The following is a 23,575-nucleotide window of genomic DNA, read 5'->3' on the forward strand; positions in this document are numbered from 1 at the left end:
TGTCGCCGCCTTCTTATAAAGAGCAATTCTGATATAGAGTTGCTCTTTTTTTGTTGTTTGAAGTTGTGGGACTGTTTGGAAGGGGGAAGGACGAGTTGGAGAGAGTAGGAGAATTAAAAAGCTGTCATATCCTGAAATAGGTTTACACTAAAAACCATAAAAAGATATGACAAAAGGGAGGAGAGAAACAGTTCGGTACAGTGATTGCTTTAAGTTAAGTATCGTAGAAGAGATTGAGAGAAACGGATTGAGTATTGAAAACTGCCGACGCAAGTACGGCATTGGAGGAAGTACAACGATTCAAAAATGGCTCAAAAAGTATGGTAAAAATCACTTATTAAATAAAATAGTACGCGTGGAAACAATTGATGAAATCGGGGAGCTTCAAGCTCTTAAAAAGGAGTTAAAAGCCCTTAAAGAGGCTTTTGCTGAAACGACTTTAGAGAATAAAGTTTATAAGACTTATTTTCAAATTCTTGGTCAGGAAACAGGAATGGGCGATGAAATAAAAAAAAAGTTAGAACAAGAGTTATTGAAGTACTTTCCAAAACAGAAAAGATAAGCGCTCTTTGCAAGTGTTTTGGTATTAGCAGACAAGCTCATTATAAAGCAGTTAAATCATTTAAGGAGGTAGCGCTCAGAGAGAGTATAATTATTGAGATGGTACAGGAAATACGTCGAGAACTGCCCAAGATAGGAGGAAAGAAGCTTTATTATATGTTATCAGATAAGATACATCAGGTAGCAAAAATAGGGAGAGATAAGTTCTTTATGATATTGAATAATAATGATTTACTCATTCAAAGGAAGAGGAGTTATACTCGTACGACCTATTCTAATCATTCTTTTAGAAAGTGGACAAATCTTGTTAAAGATGTAGAAGTGAGTGCTAAAAATCAAGTATGGGTAAGTGATATAACTTATATTCGCACCTTAGAAGGTTTTAGGTATTTATCGCTTATAACTGATTTATATTCAAGAAGGATAGTGGGATATTGGTTAAGTGTCTATCTATTGAAGGGTGTTTAGAGGCTTTGAAGAAGGCTTTAAAAGGGAAGAAAAAGTCAGAGTCTTTAATACATCATTCAGATAGAGGAGTTCAATATTGTTGCAAAGAGTATATATTGTTATTGCAAAAAGAGAACATTCAAATTAGTATGACTCAGGAGAATCACTGTTATGAAAATGCTCACGCGGAGCGTATCAATGGAATTCTCAAGCAAGAGTTTAATTTAGGAGTTACTTTTAATACTGAACAACAGGCTCTTAGTGCGGTATGCTCGGCTATAAAGAGATATAATCAAAAACGTCCTCACTATGCATTGAACCTAAAAACTCCTGATCAGGTGTACTTTCAAAAGGTAGCTTAATGAGAAAATTTGACTAATAAAATAATAATTAATTATGACAACCTTTTTTAGGACGTGACATTTAATAAAGATAAAATATACTAAAAAGATTCCTTTATTTTATATGTTATGTTTTTGTAATATATATACATTAGCTATTTTCAAATTAATAGTGAAAGAGGTGTGTAAGAAATAATCAAAAAAAACTTGTTTTGTATAAAATAATGTTTTATCTTTGCCATCGAATATAATATAAAACTGACTACTTCATTACATTATTATTAACTTTTAATTCGCTGACATATGAATATAATATTCAACTCAAAAGTATTAAAAAAACTGAATAAACTTTTCTTTAAAGTTTTGTTTGTATACTTGCTATTTTTCTTTGGTATGAGTTATGCTCAACGAGAAGATTTTAAGACTTTGATAGAGAAGGCCACAAAGGGTGATATGGAAGCTCAAGTGCGTTTGGCAACTAATTATGAAAAAGGTATTGGAGTACCTCAGTCTTTTCCTAAAGCTGTTGCTTGGTATGAAAAAGCAGCAGAACAGGGTGATGTAAAATCACAGACGAAATTAGGACTTTGTTATTACTATCGGAAAGGAGTTGTACAGTCTTATGAAAAAGCAGCTTATTGGTTTCAAAAAGCAGCTGAACAGGGGTATGCTGAGGCTCAATCGAAATTAGGTGTGTGCTATCACAAAGGGCAAGGAGTAAAACAATCGGATGAGCAAGCTGTATTGTGGTTTCAGAAAGCAGCTGATCAAGATTTTGCAGAGGCACAGAGTTTTTTAGGATATTGTTACTACAAAGGTTTAGGAGTGGCACAATCAGATAGTGATGCGGTACTTTGGTATGAGAAAGCTGCTAATCAAGGTGATGTTGAGGCACAACGCAATTTAGGTTCTTATTATTTCAAGGGGCAGGGAATACCTCAGTCGTATACTAAGGCTATCTTTTGGTTTGAAAAAGCAGCTAACCAAGGAGACAAGGAAGCTCAAACTATTTTAGGATTTTGCTATTATGCCGGTACTGGTGTGGATAAATCACAAAAAAGGGCTATTTACTGGTTTGAGAAGGGGTGTAGGAATAATAGTCCTAAAGCTTGTGAGTATTTAAATGCTATTCAGCAATAATAACTATAAAGTTAGGAATAAGAAAGATAAGGTAATTATAAAATTAGTGATATATGTTTAAGAATATCTTTCTTTTTGAAGGACGTATTAGGCGTACAGAGTTTGGACTATCTATTATTATAGGTTATTTTGCTCTTATATTTTTGGGTGTAATAGATGCCGTAGTAACTTTAGGAATAGTAATAAAGTTTTTATTCTTTACATTATTGTTTTGGTTTATTTTAGCTCAATCAGTGAAACGTTCACACGACTTGGGGCAAAGCGGCTGGTATGTGCTTTTACCTTTCTATAATCCTTTCTTTTTACTTTTTTCAGAAGGTGTATTGGGAAAAAATGAATACGGAGAAGATCCTAAAAAGAGAGTAAATTTTTTCAATGCATCAACCTTTTCTTCATCTATTTTACAACCGCCCTTAGTTAGAGCATATCAACCCATAGCTAAACATACTTCTGAGGATAGTACTTCTCATAGGTATGATTTTGTAGTTACAAAAGATGATACTATTCTGAAGAAATGGCTTGATACTGAGGTAGAGTCTATCAATATGTCTGCTGACCCAATACTTAATAAAGTGAGTTTTATAGGAAGAGATGTATTTTATGGTTGCAATAAGCTCATTTATATTATTTTTCCAGAACATCTTAACTTTATTAGTGATTTCGCTCTTGACGATTGTGAGCATTTGCGTTCAGTGACTTTCCCCAGTGAATGTTTACATATAGGTAATTGTATTTTTGGTAAGAATTGTCCAGAAAGTATAACACTTGAGACTAAAGAACCTCCTATGTTGGATGGTTATTTGGCATATAATGATGAGAAATTGAAAGCTATTTATGTGCCTATTGAATTTGTAGAAAAATATAGGATAGCTAGAGCTTGGGATAAATATGCAGATATTATTCAAGGACATTAATCAAACAACAATAAAGATTATGAAACGAGTTTTATTATATTTATGTATATTTTACTTTTGGGAAGTAAACGCACAAAAGACAAGAGAGATTTATAAGAACTTAGATTCATTATATTTGTTAATTCAAACAGAGTATGATTTAATTACCAAAGATTATGAAGAACACATTGCTGAGTTCGACTTCAATAGAGTGATGAGAATAAGAGAACAAATAGCTTATTATCTCTCTCATATTGATAAAAGGGCAGATTTAAGTAAGATAAAATTATTGAGTGATTCATTGAAATCATATCCTGATACTGAAGAAATATTTTTAAGTATTCGCTCTCAAAAAGCAAAACAACATCAGTTAACTACTTTGAAGCAGGCTTTTGACGGATTACAATTTGAAAAGGTACTAAACTTAGTAGCAATATATAGTGAAAATGGTTATATACCTTCTTATGAATTGGCGTATTATAAGGTTATGTCAGAATATAGATTGTTTTTAAAATCTTCTAATAATAAACAAGAGAGAGAAGCTCTAATACAACATTTGACTACTTATCAAAAGGAATATTTAGGTAAGAGTAAAATCTATGACAGAGTGATAGATGATACTATAAAAAATGTGAAAAGAAGAAGATAATCTTCTACTCTTAAATTTTACATTCCTAAATAACGAGTTACTTTGTTACTGCGACGAGTAGAGAATTTGATTTGTTTTATGTATATAAGTTTAAAATTCGCAGTATTAATACCCAGTAAATCAACATCTTTAAAGTACAAATTCTTGTTGTTGTAAAGAATTGAAAAGGCAAGTGACCAGTCTTTTTGTGTATAAGATAATGAAGTATTAAGCCTAAAGTTTACGTACTGATTAAACTTCATTTTGCTTAGTGGATTAACTTCACCTCCAAAATAGAATCCCATACCCGCTAAAGCTGTAAAGGTAAGGCGTGGCAATATTTCAATACCTCCAGAAACGCCTCCACTGAAGCCTCCTTGTATATGTCTAAAAGTATCCTCATCAAGTGAAATAGCAGGAATTGCTACTTTGTGATAATAGATTCCAGCTCCTGCGTACCAACTGAAAGTAGGTCGCAAAGGGTCTCCATCGGGGTTGAAAATATTCTTTACTGAAAAGTTTTTCAAGTTGAAGAAATATAACATTTCAGAACCTATTTGTTGTATACGAGTATCTGCCAATATCTGAATATTATTCTTGCCTTCTTCATAGTAAAAACCCTTATAACTTTGATAATAGAAATCAAGTAAAATCTTTTGACTTACAAATGAATGTAACTGAAAATCAAAATATCTTGTTTTTCCGTATTTGCTCTCATTGCGCAAAGGGGCAACACTCTGAGCATAATCAAGGTTAATATAAGTATTGTGGATACCAAATCCTAACCCAACTGTAAGTGGGTAGTTGGGCAATAACGACTTATTTTTCAAAGCAGGATTTAATGGTTCATCTTCTATATCTATTGATAGATAATTGATACTTAAAGAAGGTTTTATCCACATTTTATAGTAATGCTTCTTAGTGGAAGTGGTATCTTGTGCCCATAGAGTAGTGATTGATAAGAAAAATAATATTATGTATTTCATTTTGTTAGATATTAGATTTTAAGAACTAGGAATTAAATGTTTAGGTATTATTAGAAATACTTTTTCAAAGTCGTAAGACTTTGCAAAGTATATACTGCATTTAGTAGCCTAAAATCTTTAGCATTTCGTCAGCTTTTTGTTGCTCCATAAAGAGACGAGAGGTAAGGTTCCCATTTTTATCTTTATCAATAAGTACTATTTTAGGTTGTGGAATCAAACAGTGTTGTAAGCCTCCTACTCCTCCAATACTATCCTGATAAGCCCCTGTGTTGAAGAAACCTATATACAATGGCTTATTTTTGTTGTATTTTGGTAAATAGATAGCGTTCATATTCTGTTCGCTGTTGTAATAATCGTCACCATCACAAGTGAGTCCACCGAGCAATACGCGTTCGTACTCATCGTTCCAACGGTTAATAGGCAATAGTACAAAACGCTTGTTGATAGCCCAAGAGTCAGGTAAGGTAGTAATGAAAGAGGAGTTTATCATATCCCATTTTTCACGATCGTTTTGTTGCTTTTGGTACATTATCTCATAAATAGCCCCCCCAGCTTCGCCTACTGTAAAACTGCCAAATTCAGTAAAGATATTTGGTACAGGCACTTTTTCTTGATCACAAGTGATTTTTATCTGACGGATAATCTCGTCTACCATATAAGCATAATCGAATTCAAAAGCCAACGAGCTCTTGATAGGAAAACCACCGCCTATATTAAGGCTGTCGAGTTCAGGCGCAACCTTTTTGAGTTGGATATACACACGCAAACACTTGAGGAGCTCATTCCAATAGTAGGCATTGTCTTTAATCCCCGTATTGATAAAAAAGTGCAACATTTTGAGTTGTACTTTAGGGTTGTCCTTAATCTCACGGTTGTAGAAAGGAACAATGTTTTTATAACCAATTCCTAAACGACTGGTATAAAACTCTGAACGAGGGTCTTCTTCAGAAGCAATACGAATACCTATACTGTATGAACCTTTTATTTTTTCTTCAAATAAATTAATTTCCTCATAGTTATCAATGATAGGAATACAGTTGTGGTAGCCACGATTGATAAGGTCAGCAATGCCATCGATATAAGCATCGCGCTTGAAACCGTTGCATAGAATGTGAGTCTCTTTACTAATAAGTCCGTCATTGATAAGATTATTGATGATATTGATATCAAAAGCTGAAGAGGTTTCCATATGAATATCGTTCTTCAATGCTTCTACCATTACGTGTTTGAAATGCGAACTTTTAGTGCAATAACAATAGTTGTATGCTCCTTTGTACTTGTGTTTCTTGATAGCCTTTTCAAACCATCTTTTGGCGCGCTGAATATTCTCGGATATTTTTGGAAGATACATAAATTTGAGAGGTGCTCCATACTTGCGTACGAGCTCCATTAAATCGATATTGTGAAAGCGAAGTTCATCGCCATCTAAGGTAAATTCGTCTTGTGGGAAGTAATAGGTTTGGTCAATTAGGTCGATATATTTATTTTTCATTTGTATAGTGTAATTTAAATAATGAGTAATTTTTTAGTAAAAAAATATTCAGATAACATCTTGGCTATCTATCCATATTACCTAATTACACCTAATTCAAATACGAAGCGGTGAAAGGCTCTTAGCCTTAAACTTAATTTGCAAGGAATGAGTACGTGCAGAGTGAAAATAACTTAAAAATAAGATGTTCATTTTCAGCAACCAAAGGTTTTTAGTAATTAAATTATTTTATAGTTCGGTGATAGTGTATCATTACTTATCAGAATGCAAAAGTAATTATTATTTTTAAATTACAAATACATTCGATGGAAAAAAGTATTGTGAGCCCATTCCAGAACCGATTCCTATTTTTCTATTTTTATATATCCTTCATCGGTATAAAAAACATTTTACCATAGTTTGCGCTTCTCTACCATTGATTTTATACTCCAAACTGTCTCAAGTGGTGGTCGAAGTGTTTCCATTGAAGAATACCCCATTCGTCAGGAGAGAGTTTCCCAAAAAAAGAATGTGGGTGAGTGCTACATTTTTCTTTTCCGTTGGTGTAGAAAAGGGTGATGAGCTCTTTAGTTTTTTGCTTTTCCCTGTCAAAATCATCAATAGAAATATTGGTAACAACATACATTTTATCGGTTGGAGCGTTTTTTGCCATTGGTTGGTCGTTTAGAAACTTTTTCTTCATCAATTTTCCTATGATTCTACCAATGAACATTCTCTTCGGAAAGTTCTTACCTAAGGGTGTTTCTATAGAGGCGTTCAAATGAGCTAACATCTGTACAATGTTCATTTTCCCCCATTGACGCTCAGCATCTACTTTTAAATTTTCTAAACGATGTAGTATTTCGTTTTTATCGACTTCGTTATATAAGTTTTTCATTACTGAGAGTTGTTTTAAAAAGCTTTGCCAAAGATACGAATTGCCTATGCGACTCGTTCCTTTGGCAAAGTGTATAGTCTAATAATTTGTTATTTAACCAAATTTACTATCTCATTTACTATTTGCAATTCTTCATTAGTAGGGATGATAAGTATCTTCACGCGGCTATCAGCAGCTTGTATCTCTACGGGTTTAGTAGGATGATTGAGCTCTTCGTTTTTCTTCTCATCGAGCTTGATACCAAAGAAATCTAAGTGCTTACAAGCAAATGAACGGGTAAGAGCATCGTTTTCGCCCAAACCTGCGGTAAATACAATGCTATCCAAACCATTAAGTGCTGCTGTATAAGCTCCTATAAACTTCTGAATGCGGTAGCCGTACATCTCGTAGCAAAGGGCTGCGTTGGCATCACCTGAACGATATAGAGCTGCCACATCGCGAGCGTCAGAGTGTCCTGTAAGTCCAAGCATACCACTCTTCTTGTTAAAGAGTGTTTTCACTTCTTCATAGCTCATACCTAATTCTTGCCCCAAAAAGAAAACTACTGAGGCATCTATCTGCCCAGTGCGCGTTCCCATAATGAGCCCATCGAGTGGTGTAAGTCCCATTGAAGTGTCTACACATTGTCCTTTTTCGTTTACAGCAGCCATACTCGCCCCATTGCCCAAGTGAATGGTAATGTTCTTGATATGTTGATTATTAAGGTGTTTACGAGCCTGTGCATCTACATACTTATGACTAGTGCCGTGGAATCCATAAGCGCGCAATCCGTATTTTTCATAGTATTCATTAGGAATGGCATAGCGGAAGGCTTTAGCAGGCATTGTTTGATGGAAAGCAGTGTCAAAAACGGCTACGTGAGTAGCTTTATTAAAAAGTTTTTGTGCTACGCGTATCCCTTCTAAATGTCCTGGGTTGTGCAAAGGCGATAGAGGAATAAGGCGTTTGATTTCGGCTACTACCTCATCAGTAATTACAGTAGGTTGTACAAACTTCTCACCTCCGTGTACTACGCGGTGTCCTACCCCTTTAATATCGCTAGGGTTGTGGATAACGCCTACTTCGGGGTCTGTAAGAAGTTCAGCTACCAAATTCATACCCACTTCGTGAGTAGGAATAGGTTGTTCTTTCTTCACTTCTATCTCTTTGCCGTTTTTTACAGCCACATATTTCACGTAGCTACCGTCAATATTGATGCGGTCTACAATTCCTTTTACTTTCGATTCTCCTGTTTTAGAGTCGATAAGCTGATATTTGAGAGATGAACTCCCTGAATTAATGATTAATATTTCCATTTTAGTCTTTTGTTATTAGTCGTTAGTTTTCCCCTCCTTTGGAGAGGGGGCAGGGGAGGATACTAAAACTCTGATTGTATCGCAGTGATAAGTACAGTGTTGTAAATATCAGGGATAAGAGCCCCACGACTGAGGTCGTTTACGGGTTTCTTTAATCCTTGTAGCATAGGCCCTATGGCTAAACCTCCTGTTTCACGTTGCACCGCCTTATAGGTGTTGTTACCGGTGTTAAGGTCAGGGAAAATAAGCACATTGGCTTGTCCTGCCACAGGTGAATTTGGCATCTTTTGTTTCCCTACTTTTGGGTCTACCGCAGCGTCATATTGTATAGGCCCTTCTACGAGTAACTCTGGGCGACGCTCTTTTACAAGTGCTGTTGCTTCACGCACTTTGTCTACGTCGGCACCACTACCTGAGTTGCCAGAAGAGTAGGAGAGGAGTGCTACCTTAGGTTCAATACCAAAAGCAATAGCTGAGTCGGCAGAGCTAATAGCGATATCGGCTAATTGTTCAGCAGTAGGGTTAGGCACTACGGCGCAGTCACCATATACTAGTACGCGGTCGTGCAAGAGCATAAAGAATACTGATGATACCGTGTTTACCCCTGGTTTGGTCTTTACAAATTGCAAAGACGGACGGATAGTGTGAGCAGTAGTATTTACAGCCCCTGATACCATACCATCAGCATCGCCTAAGAATACCATCATTGTACCGAAATAAGACGAATCGAGCATTAAGTCTTTGGCTTGCGAAAGCTCCAATCCTTTGCTCTTGCGCAATTCGTATAGTTTTTCAGCATAAGCCTCATATTTATCACTCTCAGCGGGATTGATAATACTGATACGTTCTTCATTCCATTTCAAGCCCAAAATGTTCTTAGCTCGTGTTTTAATTGCTTCCGGTTCTCCCAAGATAGTGAGGTAAACGAGTTCGTCCTCTGCCAATTGGGAAGCCGCTGTAAGAATACGGTCGTCAGTACCTTCTGGTAACACAATGCGTTTTTGTCCTGCACGTGCTTTTTGTACCATATTGTATTGAAACATACGAGGGGTAATAGTTTCCGATTTGAAAGAGGCTATACTGCTGTTGAGTTTCTCAGCATCTACATTTTCATCAAATAGTTGAAGAAGCATTTTTACCTTTTCAGTATTTTCAGGATAGATGCTTGATTTTGTATTCCCAATGATATTAGCAGTTTCAAAAGTATCTGTTTTAGCTATCATTATAGGAATGTTCTTTTGGATACCATCTAAAATCTTACTCATTGAAGGGTCAGGGGTTAAGTCGCCGTATAGTACTACCCCTTTGATATTAGAAAAATTGGAATAGTTAGCCACCAAAGAACCTGCTATGAGGTCAATACGGTCGGTAGGGAGTACAGCCAAAGTATCTTCGTTTAGTTTGGCTAAATAGTTAGAAAGTTGCATAGCTCCCACAATGGTACGTTTGGTGGTAACGTCTATATTGTCGCCTTTGTAAAGGAATTCAACGTTGAGTGCATTGGCTATCTCGCGGATAGTAGGGCGTGAAAGCTCTTCTTTACGCGGAATCAAAGTGAAGGTTATATCTTTAAAGCGTTGTTCTAATTTGCTGAGCGTATCAGCAGTAGCATTGGTAGCCTTATTTACAAATACGCTAAGTACGCGCAAATCTTTTTCCAAGAAGTTGTTAAGATCTTCCTGTACTTGGTTCACCAATTCAACTTCTGATGAAAAGTTGTCTTTAAGCACTATCAAAGCAGGAATGTTGAGACTTTGTGCTACCGAAGCGTTGAAGTTCGTGTCGAAATAGCTATCGTCTATAGTACTTGAACTATCCACTAAAACAAAGTCGAATTTGCTTTCTAAGGCTTTGTATTTTTTGATGATAGTGTCGTATACTTCCCCTATATTGCCTTCGTTTTTAAGAGCGATAACCTCCTGACGTGTGTAAGCATAGGCTTCATCGTAACTCATATCGAGCTGAAAGTGCTCCAAGACGGTCTCGATGAAAGTGTCTTTTTTAGATTTACTTTCTACAATAGGTCTAAAATAACCTACCTTAGCAGTGTTGCGCATAATCATTTGCAACACACCCAAACTCACCACCGACTTACCGCTGTGTGCATTGGTAGCGATGATATAAACAGATTTATTCATTTTTTTATTTACTTTTTAGTGTTTATATATTAAGTTGCAAAGGTAACAATATAATTTAAGAAAGCAACATAAAAAAGATATTTTTATTTTTAATACCTCAATAATCAATATCTATTCTTCTTTATACTCCTTGCCGTTATATTTCAAGAATACAGTTTTAGTGCTTTTTTCCACTACTTTATCATCGCAATTTTTATCTGTAGCCTTTTTAATAAAAGTCTGTTTATCCTTAATGTCAAAATAGCCATTTGTTTTTTTACTATCCATTATAAACATAGAATTACTCTCATCTGACCAACTTCCTTCACAGTTATAGCTCCATTCTCCGTTATATGTACCTAATTGATATTGATGCAGTATTTTTCTAAGAGAAGTATTTTCTGGTAAAAACAAACTAAATGTTTCTTCAGAATAAGGATTTACTTTGCTACCATTTTTATAGAAAGCCCGAATGCCAAAAGCACGTATTCCTTCGGTAAGTATAAACTTAGCCGTATCAATAGAAAGCTCTTGTAATTCAACAGCATCCGAATAATACTCATCAATTCCCTTATACGACTGTGTTATTCGTTGTTGTAAGAAGTCATACACCACCACATAAAGGTCAAATGTTGCCTCGTTTTCGTCGTTCCCTTTTCTTATAGGAAATACCATTACCAATTTATGAGTGTCGTAAGGCAATACCTTTTCGGTATACAAGTCTTTATCAATCTTGTTTTTAGGAATTCCCAAAGTCTTGATAACTTGATTGTAAGCTTGTGCGTTCTCTTGAGCTTTTACCACATAAGAGCAAAATAATAAAGTAAAGATAAAAAGTAGTCGTTTCATCGTTCTTATAAGAATATCAGTTGAAAGCACAAAGATAAGGAATTTTTTAATAATTAATCAAACAAGAAAGTTTCTGTACCTCACATCTCTTTATTTGGCTCTTTCTCGTTCGTGTATCTTAGCTCGTTGCTCCTTTGTTTTTCTTTCGTTTTATTGCCCTCAAAATTACCTTTTTTCTTCACTCTTAACCTCTTATTATCAACTGTTTATATACCTTTTCTATACCAATCGTCCAAGATTCGTATAAGCTTCCTATAAGCTACCTATAAGCTAACTATAAGATTTTTTCTTCCAAAAGAACATTTCCTTGTTATTTATAATTTCGTTTTCTTTTCTTATTTCTTATGCCTAATTTTGCCCTATACTATTAAGCTCGTTTTCATCATTATAATATTTTTGTGAGTGATAATTTGTCAGTAAATTTAAATGTATTATCTTTGCACCAACAATTTAGATTTTAAAGTAAAAAAATGAGTAAAGGACCTATTTCTCAATTTATCGAGAAAAACTTTTTACACTTTAATGCAGCAGCTTTAGTTGATGCTGCCAAAGGATATGAAACCCATATCACTGAAGGCGGAAAAATGCTCGTAGCACTTGCTGGAGCAATGAGTACGGCAGAATTAGGCATTTCGCTTGCCGAGATGATTCGCGCAGGAAAAATAGATATTATCTCTTGTACAGGGGCGAACCTCGAAGAAGATGTGATGAATCTTGTAGCACACTCTCATTACAAGCGTGTTCCTCATTACCGCGACCTCACTCCTGAGCAAGAAAGAGAACTCCTTGACGGTCATTACAACCGTGTAACCGACACTTGTATTCCTGAGGAAGAAGCTTTCCGTCGTTTACAAAAACACTTAGAAGATGTATGGCACGCAGCCGAAAGTAAAGGTGAACGCTATTTTCCTCACGAATATCTATATCAAGTAGTGAAATCCGGGGTATTGGAGCAATATTATGAAATCGACCCTAAAAACTCTTGGATATTGGCAGCAGCCGAAAAGAACTTGCCTATCGTATGTCCAGGTTGGGAAGATTCAACTACCGGTAACATCTTCGCCGCCAATGTAATCAAAGGAAACTTGAAAGCCTCTACTGTGAAAACAGGTATCGAGTATATGATTTATCTCACCGAATGGTATCGTGCCAATTCAGCGGGTAAAGGCGTAGGTTTCTTCCAAATAGGAGGCGGTATTGCGGGTGATTTCCCTATCTGCGTGGTACCTATGATGTATCAAGATTTGGAATGGGAAGGCGTACCTTTCTGGTCGTATTTCTGTCAGATTTCCGATTCTACCACCAGCTACGGTTCTTATTCAGGAGCAGTGCCTAATGAGAAGATTACTTGGGGTAAATTAGATATTGATACCCCTAAATTTATAGTAGAATCCGATGCTACCATTGTAGCACCTCTTATTTTTGCTTATCTTTTAGGTAAGTAATTTAAACTAAAAGATAAAAGGGAACAAGTATAGTGGCACTTGTTCCCTTTTACTTTTTATCTTTTACCTTTTATCTTTTACCTTTTACCTTATATAGAACCCTTCTTTTCCTTGTTCTCTTCTTATGAAAATATAGCCTTGGGAGTAGACGTCTATATACACCGTAACCCTTTCATTAGCAGTAAGAGCTTGCCATAGAGAGGCTTTTCCTTTTTGGTAAATATTGTTGATGATAAGAATACTATCGTTGTGCATATAGTTTAGATAAATACTTAGATCTTCTTTTGGGTAATTGATAAAAAGCAAGTCGTATGTAACAGATGGTTGCAACTGAAAGCTAATGTTACAGGTTTCTTTTATAGCAGTTATACTATTTAGCATATCTTCATCAGTGAAAATAGTTTTTACCTCTAAATAACGAATAATCTTCAATAATAACACCAATTGTCTTTTGGATAGGGTAGGAGGAAAACCCTTGATTTCTTGACGATTTACTAATTGTTTATTGTACAAGCAACGAGTTACAAAGTTGTAGACAAAAGGAGAGTGCACCCCGTGCTCATTGGTAGATTTTAAAAGGAATTTTAAATAACTCTTAAATTGCATCTTTTCTTTTCTTCAAACAAACACGGCAAAGGTAGAGAAAATTAGTAAATTGGCAAATTTTATTTGTGGGTATAAAATATTATTCGTACATTTGCAGGCTATGAGAGAAATTCTTGTTAAATATTTACCTGATAACGCAGTAACACCTTGTTTCGAACTGATAAAAGTAAACAACATCTATTTGAGAATTGTAAACGAACGAAAAACAAGGCACGGCGACTATCGGCAACTTCCTAACGGGCAACATCTCATCACAATGAATGCTACTGCTAATAAGTATCGTTTCTTGATAACTTTTATTCACGAAGTGGCTCATCTGGTAGCTTTTGAACGCTTTGGACGGCTTATCAAACCTCACGGTAACGAATGGAAATACACTTTCCAACAACTGATGAAACCTTTTATCATCCCTGAGATATTCCCTCAGCAATTATTAGGAGTATTACAACGGCACTTTCTCAACCCTATGTCCAGTAGTGATGTAGACCCCGCATTGACAATCGCCCTAAAACAGTTTGATATCAATGAAAATATGAGCTTTATTTATGAGATTCCTTTAGGTAGTACGTTTCGTATCAAAGACGGACGCGTATTTCGCAAAGGACAACGCCGTGTGAAATGTTATGATTGTGTGGAACTCGGCTCAGGTAAGAAGTATATCTTTCAACCTCACGCCGAAGTAGAGCTCATAAAGGCTTAAAATCTTGAATTAAAATATTACAAATATTATGGTGAACAATTATTATGCAGTGATTATGGCAGGAGGCATAGGTTCGCGCTTTTGGCCTGTAAGTACAACTGAATATCCTAAACAATTTCACGATATGCTCGGTACAGGTCAAACGCTTTTACAGCGCACTTATTCTCGCTTGCAGAAGTTTATTCCGCAAGAGAACATTCTTATTCTTACTAACGAACGTTACAAAGAGATTGTAGAGGAACAAATTCCTAATATATTGCCTAAAAACTTGGTATTAGAGCCCTGTATGCGCAATACAGCTCCGTGTATACTCTATGCCGCAATGAAAGTGAACAAACGCAACCCCAATGGCGTAATGATAGTAGCCCCCAGCGATGCGTGGATTGAAGACGAAAAAGCTTTTATGCACAATGTGATTACTTGTTTTAATGCTGCACAGAAAGCCGACAATATTCTTACTTTGGGTATAGTACCTACTTTCCCTAACACTGGTTATGGTTACATTCAGTATGACAAAGACGATAATACTAATATCAAAAAAGTAAATCAGTTTCGTGAAAAACCTGATTACGATACCGCCAAAGAGTTTTTAAAACAAGGTAATTTTTTGTGGAATGCGGGTATCTTTATATGGAGTACACAAACGGTACTTACCGCTTATAAAACCTATCAACCGGTGATGTATGAACTCTTTGAGAAAGGTAAAGCTACTTATAATACTGAAAACGAAGTCGATTTTATAGCCAAAGCCTATCCGAAAGCTGAAAATATATCGGTAGATTACGCTATTTTAGAGCCGTCTACTAACATTTATGTACTGCCCGCTAATTTCGATTGGAACGACTTAGGTTCTTGGGGCTCTCTACACGACAAGACCCCTAAGGATAGTGCCCAAAATGCCGTAATTAATGCAAGAGTATTACTCAAAGATGCCGAAAACAATATTATCCGCACCGAAGGTGATAAATGTGTGGTAATAGATGGACTCAAGAACTACATAGTGGTAGATAGAGACGATGTATTGTTGATTTATCCCAAGGCAAAAGAACAAAACATTAAAGAGATAGTAAACGAAGTAAAGAATAAATGGGGATTACATTAAAGAAGTTACTCACCGAGAAGGGATACACCTCTGTTCCTCTTGAATTTACGCTTACCAAACACTTTGTTCTACAAGCTAAAATTAATGGAGTAGAAGGACGTTTTATTTTGGATACAGGGGCTTCTAACACCTGTGTAGGAGTAGAGTGGATAACCTATTTTAATCTGCAAGCCGAAGCCTCCGAAATAAAAGCAGCAGGAGCAGGAGCAAGTGGTATGGAAACACAAGTTGCTACAAAAAATCACTTAGAGATAGGAGGAATGAGTATGCACAAACTTCCTTTAGTGCTTTTTGATTTAACTCACGTAAACGAAGCATTAGCAGAGTTTCAAACACCCCCTGTTCACGGTATTATAGGAGCTGAAGTACTCCAAAAGAGAAAAGCTGTGATAGATTATGCAAAGAAAAGGTTGTATCTCTATTGGGCTCCTAAATAGCAAAATGTATTACCTCTTGTTGTAGGTTCATATTTTTTTCGTACATTTGCAAAAACATTTATACTTGATGAGTAAAAAGACACTTTATTTTGCCTTTGTGATAGGGCTATTTGCAATAGCTTGCAATGATGGTAATTTGGAAGTAGATACCATTTCATTCGAAAATTCTGATGTGCTATCTTGTACGACCAATGATACTACGGCTACTTTTTTATTCAAATATAGTCAAAAGCAAGCACTTATTCTTAATTTACCTGCTAATATTTTAGAAAATAAAGAAAAGACTGTTTCAGGCACTATACCCACTAATTTTAAACTTTATTACCGTACTTTCAGCGATGCGGTAACTACTAATTATTTTTGTAATACTTATCCTCCTGCTACCCCTAATGTTACTTCGCAAATTGAAGCGACAGGAGGAACTGTTACAATTGTCTCACGTCCCATTTATAATGAAACAACAGGTGCTTTGTTGCGTTATGACCATCAAATAAGCATCACTGATTTGGTACTCGTAAATCAAGATGGCAATAAAATAGTAGATTCTAATTTTGTTTTTGGGACTTATAAAACTAACAAACAGTAGAAATGAACCACTTTATAGTATCAGCACGCAAATATCGCCCACAATCATTTCGTGATGTAGTAGGACAGCAAGCTATTACTAATACCCTACTCAATGCCATTGAAAATAATCACTTGGCACAGGCACTTCTCTTCACTGGTCCTCGTGGAGTAGGAAAAACTACTTGTGCTCGTATTTTAGCGAAAAAGATAAATGAACAAACTTCTGGGGTAGAAGATGAAAACGATTTTGCTTTTAACGTCTTTGAGTTAGATGCTGCCTCTAATAACAGTGTAGATGATATTCGCAAACTGATTGAACAAGTGCGCATTCCGCCTCAAGTAGGCAAATATAAAGTGTATATCATCGATGAGGTGCATATGCTGTCTACAGCGGCTTTTAATGCTTTTCTCAAAACATTAGAAGAACCTCCTAAACACGCTATCTTTATCTTAGCAACTACTGAAAAGCATAAGATTATTCCTACCATATTGTCACGTTGCCAGATATTCGATTTCAAGCGTATTACTATTAATGACATTCGAGAATACCTAAAATATATTGCAGAACAACAAGGAATTGAAGCAGAAGATGAAGCTTTGCAAATCATAGCACAAAAAGCCGACGGTGCAATGCGTGATGCCCTTTCTATCTTCGATCGTGTGGTGAGCTTTTCAGGAGAAAAAATAACACGACAAGCTACTTCCGAAATACTGAATGTGTTAGATTATGAGGTCTATTTTAAAGTAACTGATCTTATTTTAGACAATAAACTCCCTAAACTATTGATCGCATTTAATGATAGTATTGCACAAGGTTTTGACGGTAATCATTTTATTGCAGGTTTGGCAAGTCATTTCCGTGATTTAATGGTATGCAAGAATCCTACAACCATTTCCTTAATGGAAGTAGGGGAGGAGACCCAGAAGAAATATGCTGAGCAGAGCGTTCGTGCTACTGTACCTTTTTTAATGGAAGCTATCGCTATTGCCAATGACTGCGACCTAAAATATCGCACCAGCAAAAATCAGCGTTTGTTAGTGGAGGTTGCCCTAATGCAACTCGCCTCTCTGACCTATGAGGGGGATAAAAAAAAAATGATGGACGCTTCATAATTCCTGCTTATGTGTTTAATGGGCAAAGTCATACAACAGAAATACAGCTCAATTCACAAACACCAATCGTTGCCCCTCCTATAAATTATACAAATACTACGACAGCTACGCTTAATCCTAATATACCTATTATTAGTAAAACGGAACGTACAGAGGCTGTTTCTAATTTTTCAATTAAAAGTGTACATCTAAAAACAGAACATCAAAGGAATTTCAAAGAGGTGGTAATAGATCCTAATACGCTACCTCGTGAGAGTTTTTCAGAAGAGACCTTTAATCAGTTTTGGGAACGTTATATAGATGAATTACTTGTTAAAGGTGAACGTATACAAGCTTCTATTCTTAAAATTGCAATATTAAGATTAGAAGGAACTACTATTCATTTGGAAGTATCAAGTAATACAGCTAAAAATGATATTGTTCAGATGGAGCATAAACTCTTAAATTATTTGCACAAATCTTTGCAGAATTATGATCTTACTATTGAGATAAGTGTAAATGAAGAAATAGCTAAAAGAATAGTAGTAACTCCCGAAGATAAATACGAGAAATTATTAGAAGAAAATCCTATCTTACAAGAGTTTAGAAGAGCTTTTGAACTAAATTTAAAAGGATAGAAAAACAGTATTTTTAAAACTCAGTGCTACATAATTTATAGTTAGTAGTGTTTTTTTATTTTCTAATTCTTTTGTTTTTTTCAATATAATGCCTAATTTTGCCGAAAATAATCTTAATAAGATGTTTTGTCTATATAGACAAGAGGTACATTAAACAGTTGAATATTAATAAAATTAATAAAATATGAAAGTACTTAATGAACGACAATCAAAGATTTTAGAGAGCTTAGAAACTAAAAAGTACGTCAGTGTAAATGAATTGAGTGATAAGCTTAAAGTTTCGGTAGTTACTATACGTAAAGACCTTAATCTCTTGGAACAGGAAGGCTATTTGCATCGTACTCACGGTGGAGCTAGTAAACAAATGCGCTATGTGTTTGAGCAAACAATAACTGAGAAAGAAACTCAAAATGTAGAAGAGAAAACGCGTATTATTACTAAAGCGTTGGACTTTATTAAAGAAAATGAGTTTATCATACTTTCATCAGGAACTACAGCTAATCTTTTAGCTCAAAAAATTTATGGCATACGCAACCTTACAGTACTCACTCCTTCCCTCAGAGTAGCTTTAGAGGTCTGCAAAAATCCTAGTGTAAATACCATTCACTTAGGAGGAGAAGTTCGTAAAAACTCTACCTCCACTATTGGCGTACTTGCTGAAGAAACTCTTAGTAATTTCTCTTGTACTACTTTATTCTTAGGAGTTGAAGGTATTGACCTTGATTATGGATTGAGTTCTACCAATGTAGGAGAAGCTCATCTAAATCGGAAGATGATGGAACGTGTAGATAAAACTATTGTTTTAGCCGACTCCTCTAAGATTCACAAACGAGGCTTTGGTTTTATCTGTTATGTAGAGAAAATAGATATGCTTATCACTGATGCAGGTGCTGACCCTGAGTTCGTAGAAGAACTTGAAAAACGCGGTGTAGAAGTAATTATTTGTTAATTATCAAAATGATTGACACATATAAGAATGATAACTATATATCACAATCCTAAATGCTCCAAATCACGTTGTGGTTTGGAGCTTTTAAAAGATTTGGGGAAAGAATATCAGATAGTAGATTATCTTAAAAAAGGTATTTCTAAAGAAGAACTAAAAAATCTCCTCGCTAAGTTACAGATGTCTCCTATTGAATTAGTGCGTACTAAAGAAAATATTTGGAAAGAGCAGTTCAAAGGAAAAACACTTACTGATGATGAAGTCATAGAGGCAATGATACAATATCCTCAACTTATTGAGCGACCTATCGTAATAGTCGGTGATAAAGCTGTGATAGGGAGACCTACTGAAAGAATAAAAGAAATTATATAATTCGAAGTAAGAGAATAATGTGGCTTACGCTATAGAAATCTTCTAAAAGGAGTTAGTAGGTTATTAGAAACTTTTCTAAAGAAAATAAGACGAAACATATTATAGTGTTTATATGTTTATCATTATAGTGTTTATATGTTTATCATTTCTGAATGTATGTAAGAATCTTCTACTTTATCAACAAGAATAGTGTACTTTTCAAATAGAGATGTTGTAAACTTTAAAAGTATTATACTTCTATCGAAGAGTTCTTTTATATCAAGAAGATTGATAGTTTTTTTATAATCAAAAGAATTGTTGTTATTTCTATCAACAGATTATCTAAAACTATCAGAGCTTTTATCCAATGAATGAAAAATATTAGTTAGTTTTTCAACATCTTTACAATACATTTCAAAATCCTTTATATCTTCTTTATCAATTTCTATCCCATAATTTGTTTTGAGTACTTTTATAGTTTCTCTAACGTGTAGTTTAAAATCGTTAAAAAGACCTTCCAAATGATGTCCCGCTTTCTTCGTAGAATTATCTTTCTGAGAATATTTAGAAAAATAACGAATATTACTTTTGAACCCTAATCCAAACAATGTCTTGCTATAAATAGAATAGGATAAGCTAAGTGGTCAACATGAAAACCTGTCTTATGAACTTCTTTGATTAATACCTCAAAAGTATTTGAGTAAGATTCTAAATACCCTCCAAAACTTAAATATGTTCCAATATAAGCATTGAATTGTGCTCGAGTTCGATTGTTATCTGGTATACTATTATTCATATTTTTGTTTTTAACAAGAAAAAGTACAATATTTTTCATTTACCGAAAAACACCTTACTTAATTTCTCTTTCTTCATTACTCTTATTCATCTCTATAAGATAGAACAAGTATAGGATAAGTGTATGATGATAAAACAATTGTCTGTTGAGCCTCCCAACTACTTACTCAAATACATCTTCCTCCTTGTATAAATCTCATAGAAAGCATCATCTTTAAGGCTATCTATAAATAAGATACTTTCGCCAGTAGATTTCATTTCAGGTCCTAGCTTCTTATCTACGTTCGGGAATTTGTTAAACGAGAACATGGGTTGCTTAATAGCAAAGCCCTCTAAGTGCGGATTGAAATGGAAATCAGTGAGCTTTTTCTCTCCAAGCATTACCTTGGTAGCATAGTTTACATACGGCTCTTGATAAGCTTTAGAGATAAACGGTACCGTACGTGAAGCTCGTGGGTTTGCCTCAATGATATACACTACATCGTCTTTTACGGCAAACTGCACATTGATAAGTCCTACTGTATTGAGTGCCAAGGCTATTTTATGAGTATGGTCTTTTATTTGTTGGAGTACAAACTCACCCAAGTTGAACGGTGGCAAGGTAGCGTTACTGTCGCCCGAGTGGATACCGCAAGGCTCTATATGCTCCATAATACCAATGATATACACATTCTCGCCATCGCATATCGCATCAGCTTCCGCTTCTATGGCACCGTCTAAATAGTGGTCAAGCAAGAGCTTGTTGTTAGGTATCTTGCGTAAGAGGTCTACCACGTGGGCTTCCAACTCTTCTTTGTTGATAACAATCTTCATTCCTTGTCCGCCCAAAACGTACGAAGGGCGCACCAATAGTGGGAAGTCCAATTCATCAGAGAGTTTTAGTGCCTCATCAGCCGTTTCGGCTACTCCAAAGCGTGGATAAGGAATATTATTCTCTTTCAGCAGAGTAGAGAAGTTACCTCTATCTTCTGCTAAGTCAAGCGATTGGAAACTGGTACCTATGATCTTGATACCATATTTATCTAATTTCTCTGCCAACTTTAATGCTGTTTGTCCGCCGAGCTGTACGATGACCCCTTCTGGCTTTTCGTGCTGGATAATATCGTAGATGTACTCCCAAAACACAGGCTCAAAATAGAGCTTATTAGCAGTATCAAAGTCGGTGGAAACGGTCTCAGGGTTACAGTTAATCATTATGGTTTCATAACCACATTCTTCGGCTGCTAATACCCCGTGTACACAGCAATAGTCGAACTCAATGCCCTGCCCTATGCGGTTAGGTCCTGAACCGAGTACTACTACTTTTTTGCGGTTGGTTACTACACTGTCGTTGGCTACGTATTCCTTGCCGTCAGCGGTGCGGATAGGCGCTTCAAAAGTAGAATAATAATAAGGAGTTTGCGCTTTAAACTCAGCAGCACAAGTATCTACTAATTTGAATACACGGCGTATATTCAGCTCCTCGCGTTTCTTGTGTACCTCGCTTTCCCAACAGCCCACCATATAAGCAATTTGTCGGTCGGCAAAGCCTTTTTGTTTAGCTTCAAAGAGGAGTTCTTTAGGTAGAGTATCTATTTTGTAGCGCGATATTTCTTTTTCGAGAGCGCAAAGTTCTTCGTATTGCTTGAGGAACCACATATCTATCTTAGTGATTTCGTGGATGCGGCTCAGCGGAATGCCCATCTGTACCGCATCGTATATCACAAACACCCTATCCCAGCTGGGGTAGGTGAGTTTCTCAATAATCTGTTCGTAATTTTTATAGCCTTTGCCATCTGCCCCCAAACCATTGCGTTTGATTTCGAGTGATTGGGTAGCTTTCTGCAATGCCTCTTGGAAGGAACGCCCTATACCCATTACCTCACCTACCGACTTCATTTGCAAGCCTATAGTACGGTCAGACCCCTCAAATTTATCGAAGTTCCAACGCGGTATTTTCACAATCACATAGTCTAATGTAGGCTCGAAGAAAGCCGAAGTGGATTTGGTGATTTGGTTTTGCAGTTCATCTAAATGGTAACCAATAGCTAACTTTGTGGCAATCTTAGCAATAGGATAGCCCGTAGCCTTAGAAGCTAAAGCCGAAGAACGCGATACACGCGGATTGATTTCAATAGCGATGATATCTTCTTTTTCATCAGGCGACACTGCAAACTGCACATTACAACCACCAGCAAAATCGCCTATACTGCACATCATCTTAATCGCCATATCGCGCATACGTTGGAAAGTACGATCGGAAAGGGTCATTGCAGGGGCTACGGTAATAGAATCCCCCGTGTGGATACCCATAGGATCCATATTTTCAATGGTACAGATAATTGCCACATTGTCGTTCTTATCGCGCAAAAGTTCCAACTCATATTCCTTCCAACCCAAAAGCGCTTTATCGATAAGCACCTCGTGGATAGGTGAGGCTTCCAAACCGCGATTGAGGAGCATATCGAAATCTTCTTTTTTATAGACGATAGAAGCCCCTGTTCCCCCCAAAGTAAAAGACGGACGTATTACGAGTGGAAAACCAAAACGCTGGGCGATTTCTTTCCCTTTGAGGAAAGAGGTCGCCGTTTCAGACGGTGCCATTGGGATACCAATTTCATCAAGCAACATGCAGAACTTCTCGCGGTCTTCGGTGATTTGTATCGCATCGATATCTACCCCAATGATTTCGACCCCAAAGTCTTTCCAGATGCCCTTTTCGTCAGCCTCAATACAGAGGTTGAGTGCTGTTTGTCCTCCCATAGTAGGGAGTACCGCATCTATTTCGGGGTGTGTTTTTAGGATTTCCACTAATGACTTAGTGGTGAGAGGCTTGAGATAGACCACATCCGCCATAGAGGGGTCGGTCATAATCGTAGCGGGGTTAGAATTGATAAGTACGGTTTTAATACCGTCTTCGTGCAAAGAGCGCAATGATTGCGAACCTGAGTAGTCGAACTCGCAGGCTTGCCCGATGATAATAGGTCCTGACCCAATCAGCAGAACACAATGTAGGTCGTTTCTTTTTGGCATTTTTATATAGATATTGTTTGTTTTATTAAAAAAAATAGCTACATTTTTCAAAAGAAAAACATAGCTATTGTATTATTAGAAAAGAATATCCCACCGTATCTCTTGAGAGTACTGCTTAAAGGGGTACAAGGGAGGGCTTGTGGCGTGATATTCATTTAACAATTAATAATTGAAAATTAAAAAGAGCGAAAAACGGGTCTCGAACCCGCGACCTCAACCTTGGGAAGGTTGCGCTCTACCAACTGAGCTATTTTCGCT

Annotated in this window: 24 protein-coding genes and 1 tRNA gene; 15 read left to right on the forward strand and 10 right to left on the reverse strand. The window is 36.2% G+C overall.

Annotation, left to right across the window (positions count from 1 at the left end):
• Nucleotides 1-166 precede the first annotated feature (166 nt).
• The 6 genes from HMPREF9072_RS05540 (at nucleotide 167) to HMPREF9072_RS05565 (ending at nucleotide 4,031) form a co-directional block, all read left to right on the forward strand.
• Complete coding sequence (locus tag HMPREF9072_RS05540) at nucleotides 167-562, forward strand: transposase (RefSeq protein WP_009410933.1); 396 nt, start codon at nucleotides 167-169, stop codon at nucleotides 560-562.
• Between the two features lie 98 nt (nucleotides 563-660).
• Nucleotides 661-1,029, forward strand: a complete 369-nt coding sequence (locus tag HMPREF9072_RS12265; protein ID WP_009410934.1) for a transposase — start codon at nucleotides 661-663, stop codon at nucleotides 1,027-1,029.
• Nucleotides 1,030-1,130: 101 nt separating this feature from the next.
• Nucleotides 1,131-1,370, forward strand: a complete 240-nt coding sequence (locus tag HMPREF9072_RS12505; protein WP_255352137.1) for an integrase core domain-containing protein — start codon at nucleotides 1,131-1,133, stop codon at nucleotides 1,368-1,370.
• Nucleotides 1,371-1,652: 282 nt separating this feature from the next.
• Complete coding sequence (locus HMPREF9072_RS05555; protein WP_009410936.1) at nucleotides 1,653-2,489, forward strand: tetratricopeptide repeat protein; 837 nt, start codon at nucleotides 1,653-1,655, stop codon at nucleotides 2,487-2,489.
• A gap of 53 nt (nucleotides 2,490-2,542) precedes the next feature.
• The gene (locus tag HMPREF9072_RS05560) at nucleotides 2,543-3,403 is read left to right on the forward strand and encodes a DUF805 domain-containing protein (protein WP_009410937.1); all 861 of its coding nucleotides are present in this window, start codon (nucleotides 2,543-2,545) and stop codon (nucleotides 3,401-3,403) included.
• Entirely contained in the window at nucleotides 3,378-4,031 is a 654-nt protein-coding gene (locus tag HMPREF9072_RS05565) for a hypothetical protein (protein ID WP_009410938.1), read from the forward strand. The genes HMPREF9072_RS05560 and HMPREF9072_RS05565 overlap by 26 nt, the downstream gene beginning before the upstream one ends.
• Before the next feature lie 17 nt (nucleotides 4,032-4,048).
• On the opposite strand, the gene HMPREF9072_RS05570 is transcribed toward HMPREF9072_RS05565, so the two are convergent.
• The 6 genes from HMPREF9072_RS05570 to HMPREF9072_RS05595 all read right to left on the reverse strand — a co-directional run bounded on the left by HMPREF9072_RS05570 (nucleotide 4,049) and on the right by HMPREF9072_RS05595 (nucleotide 11,626).
• Nucleotides 4,049-4,996 carry a DUF4421 family protein gene (locus HMPREF9072_RS05570; protein WP_009750438.1) on the reverse strand — a complete coding sequence of 316 codons (948 nt, stop codon included), beginning with the start codon at nucleotides 4,994-4,996 and terminating at the stop codon, nucleotides 4,049-4,051.
• 100 nt (nucleotides 4,997-5,096) lie between these two features.
• Nucleotides 5,097-6,488 (reverse strand): decarboxylase, encoded by a 1,392-nt coding sequence (locus HMPREF9072_RS05575; protein ID WP_009422080.1) that lies wholly within the window; start codon nucleotides 6,486-6,488, stop codon nucleotides 5,097-5,099.
• Between the two features lie 421 nt (nucleotides 6,489-6,909).
• Nucleotides 6,910-7,365 carry a DUF1569 domain-containing protein gene (locus tag HMPREF9072_RS05580; protein WP_009750439.1) on the reverse strand — a complete coding sequence of 152 codons (456 nt, stop codon included), beginning with the start codon at nucleotides 7,363-7,365 and terminating at the stop codon, nucleotides 6,910-6,912.
• Between the two features lie 89 nt (nucleotides 7,366-7,454).
• On the reverse strand, nucleotides 7,455-8,660 hold the full coding sequence (locus HMPREF9072_RS05585) for an acetate/propionate family kinase (protein ID WP_009750440.1): 1,206 nt from the start codon (nucleotides 8,658-8,660) through the stop codon (nucleotides 7,455-7,457).
• 62 nt (nucleotides 8,661-8,722) lie between these two features.
• Complete coding sequence (pta, locus tag HMPREF9072_RS05590) at nucleotides 8,723-10,798, reverse strand: phosphate acetyltransferase (protein WP_009750441.1); 2,076 nt, start codon at nucleotides 10,796-10,798, stop codon at nucleotides 8,723-8,725.
• Between the two features lie 111 nt (nucleotides 10,799-10,909).
• Nucleotides 10,910-11,626, reverse strand: a complete 717-nt coding sequence (locus HMPREF9072_RS05595) for a hypothetical protein (RefSeq protein ID WP_009750442.1) — start codon at nucleotides 11,624-11,626, stop codon at nucleotides 10,910-10,912.
• A gap of 470 nt (nucleotides 11,627-12,096) precedes the next feature.
• On the opposite strand from HMPREF9072_RS05595, the gene HMPREF9072_RS05600 reads away from it, so the two are divergent.
• Nucleotides 12,097-13,071, forward strand: coding sequence for a deoxyhypusine synthase family protein (locus HMPREF9072_RS05600; protein ID WP_002671829.1), 975 nt, complete (start codon nucleotides 12,097-12,099; stop codon nucleotides 13,069-13,071).
• Between the two features lie 84 nt (nucleotides 13,072-13,155).
• Here HMPREF9072_RS05600 and HMPREF9072_RS05605 read toward each other — a convergent pair whose 3' ends face one another.
• Nucleotides 13,156-13,677, reverse strand: coding sequence for a hypothetical protein (locus HMPREF9072_RS05605; RefSeq protein WP_002671835.1), 522 nt, complete (start codon nucleotides 13,675-13,677; stop codon nucleotides 13,156-13,158).
• Nucleotides 13,678-13,777: 100 nt separating this feature from the next.
• Between HMPREF9072_RS05605 and HMPREF9072_RS05610 the strand changes: the two genes are divergently transcribed.
• From HMPREF9072_RS05610 to arsC, 8 genes are all read left to right on the forward strand, one after another.
• Nucleotides 13,778-14,377, forward strand: a complete 600-nt coding sequence (locus HMPREF9072_RS05610) for a SprT-like domain-containing protein (RefSeq protein WP_009750443.1) — start codon at nucleotides 13,778-13,780, stop codon at nucleotides 14,375-14,377.
• Nucleotides 14,378-14,405: 28 nt separating this feature from the next.
• Nucleotides 14,406-15,479 carry a mannose-1-phosphate guanylyltransferase gene (locus HMPREF9072_RS05615; RefSeq protein WP_002671844.1) on the forward strand — a complete coding sequence of 358 codons (1,074 nt, stop codon included), beginning with the start codon at nucleotides 14,406-14,408 and terminating at the stop codon, nucleotides 15,477-15,479.
• Nucleotides 15,464-15,916, forward strand: a complete 453-nt coding sequence (locus HMPREF9072_RS05620) for a retropepsin-like aspartic protease (RefSeq protein WP_009750444.1) — start codon at nucleotides 15,464-15,466, stop codon at nucleotides 15,914-15,916. The genes HMPREF9072_RS05615 and HMPREF9072_RS05620 overlap by 16 nt, the downstream gene beginning before the upstream one ends.
• A 67-nt stretch (nucleotides 15,917-15,983) precedes the next feature.
• Entirely contained in the window at nucleotides 15,984-16,502 is a 519-nt protein-coding gene (locus HMPREF9072_RS05625) for a hypothetical protein (protein ID WP_009750445.1), read from the forward strand.
• Nucleotides 16,503-16,504: 2 nt separating this feature from the next.
• Entirely contained in the window at nucleotides 16,505-17,596 is a 1,092-nt protein-coding gene (gene dnaX / locus HMPREF9072_RS05630) for a DNA polymerase III subunit gamma/tau (protein WP_009750446.1), read from the forward strand.
• Between the two features lie 11 nt (nucleotides 17,597-17,607).
• Nucleotides 17,608-18,213 carry a hypothetical protein gene (locus HMPREF9072_RS05635; protein WP_009750447.1) on the forward strand — a complete coding sequence of 202 codons (606 nt, stop codon included), beginning with the start codon at nucleotides 17,608-17,610 and terminating at the stop codon, nucleotides 18,211-18,213.
• Between the two features lie 184 nt (nucleotides 18,214-18,397).
• Nucleotides 18,398-19,162 carry a DeoR/GlpR family DNA-binding transcription regulator gene (locus tag HMPREF9072_RS05640; RefSeq protein ID WP_002671857.1) on the forward strand — a complete coding sequence of 255 codons (765 nt, stop codon included), beginning with the start codon at nucleotides 18,398-18,400 and terminating at the stop codon, nucleotides 19,160-19,162.
• A gap of 27 nt (nucleotides 19,163-19,189) precedes the next feature.
• Nucleotides 19,190-19,531, forward strand: coding sequence for an arsenate reductase (glutaredoxin) (gene arsC, locus HMPREF9072_RS05645; RefSeq protein ID WP_009420279.1), 342 nt, complete (start codon nucleotides 19,190-19,192; stop codon nucleotides 19,529-19,531).
• 574 nt (nucleotides 19,532-20,105) lie between these two features.
• On the opposite strand, the gene HMPREF9072_RS12350 is transcribed toward arsC, so the two are convergent.
• From HMPREF9072_RS12350 to HMPREF9072_RS05665, 3 genes are all read right to left on the reverse strand, one after another.
• On the reverse strand, nucleotides 20,106-20,306 hold the full coding sequence (locus tag HMPREF9072_RS12350) for a hypothetical protein (RefSeq protein WP_232300842.1): 201 nt from the start codon (nucleotides 20,304-20,306) through the stop codon (nucleotides 20,106-20,108).
• 158 nt (nucleotides 20,307-20,464) lie between these two features.
• Nucleotides 20,465-23,317 (reverse strand): carbamoyl-phosphate synthase large subunit, encoded by a 2,853-nt coding sequence (gene carB / locus HMPREF9072_RS05660; RefSeq protein ID WP_034566236.1) that lies wholly within the window; start codon nucleotides 23,315-23,317, stop codon nucleotides 20,465-20,467.
• A 184-nt stretch (nucleotides 23,318-23,501) separates the two neighbouring features.
• A tRNA-Gly gene (locus HMPREF9072_RS05665) sits at nucleotides 23,502-23,574 on the reverse strand.
• Between the last annotated feature and the right edge of the window lies 1 nt (nucleotide 23,575).

The sequence above is a fragment of the Capnocytophaga sp. oral taxon 324 str. F0483 genome (assembly GCF_000318315.2).
GTDB classification, from domain to species: domain Bacteria; phylum Bacteroidota; class Bacteroidia; order Flavobacteriales; family Flavobacteriaceae; genus Capnocytophaga; species Capnocytophaga ochracea.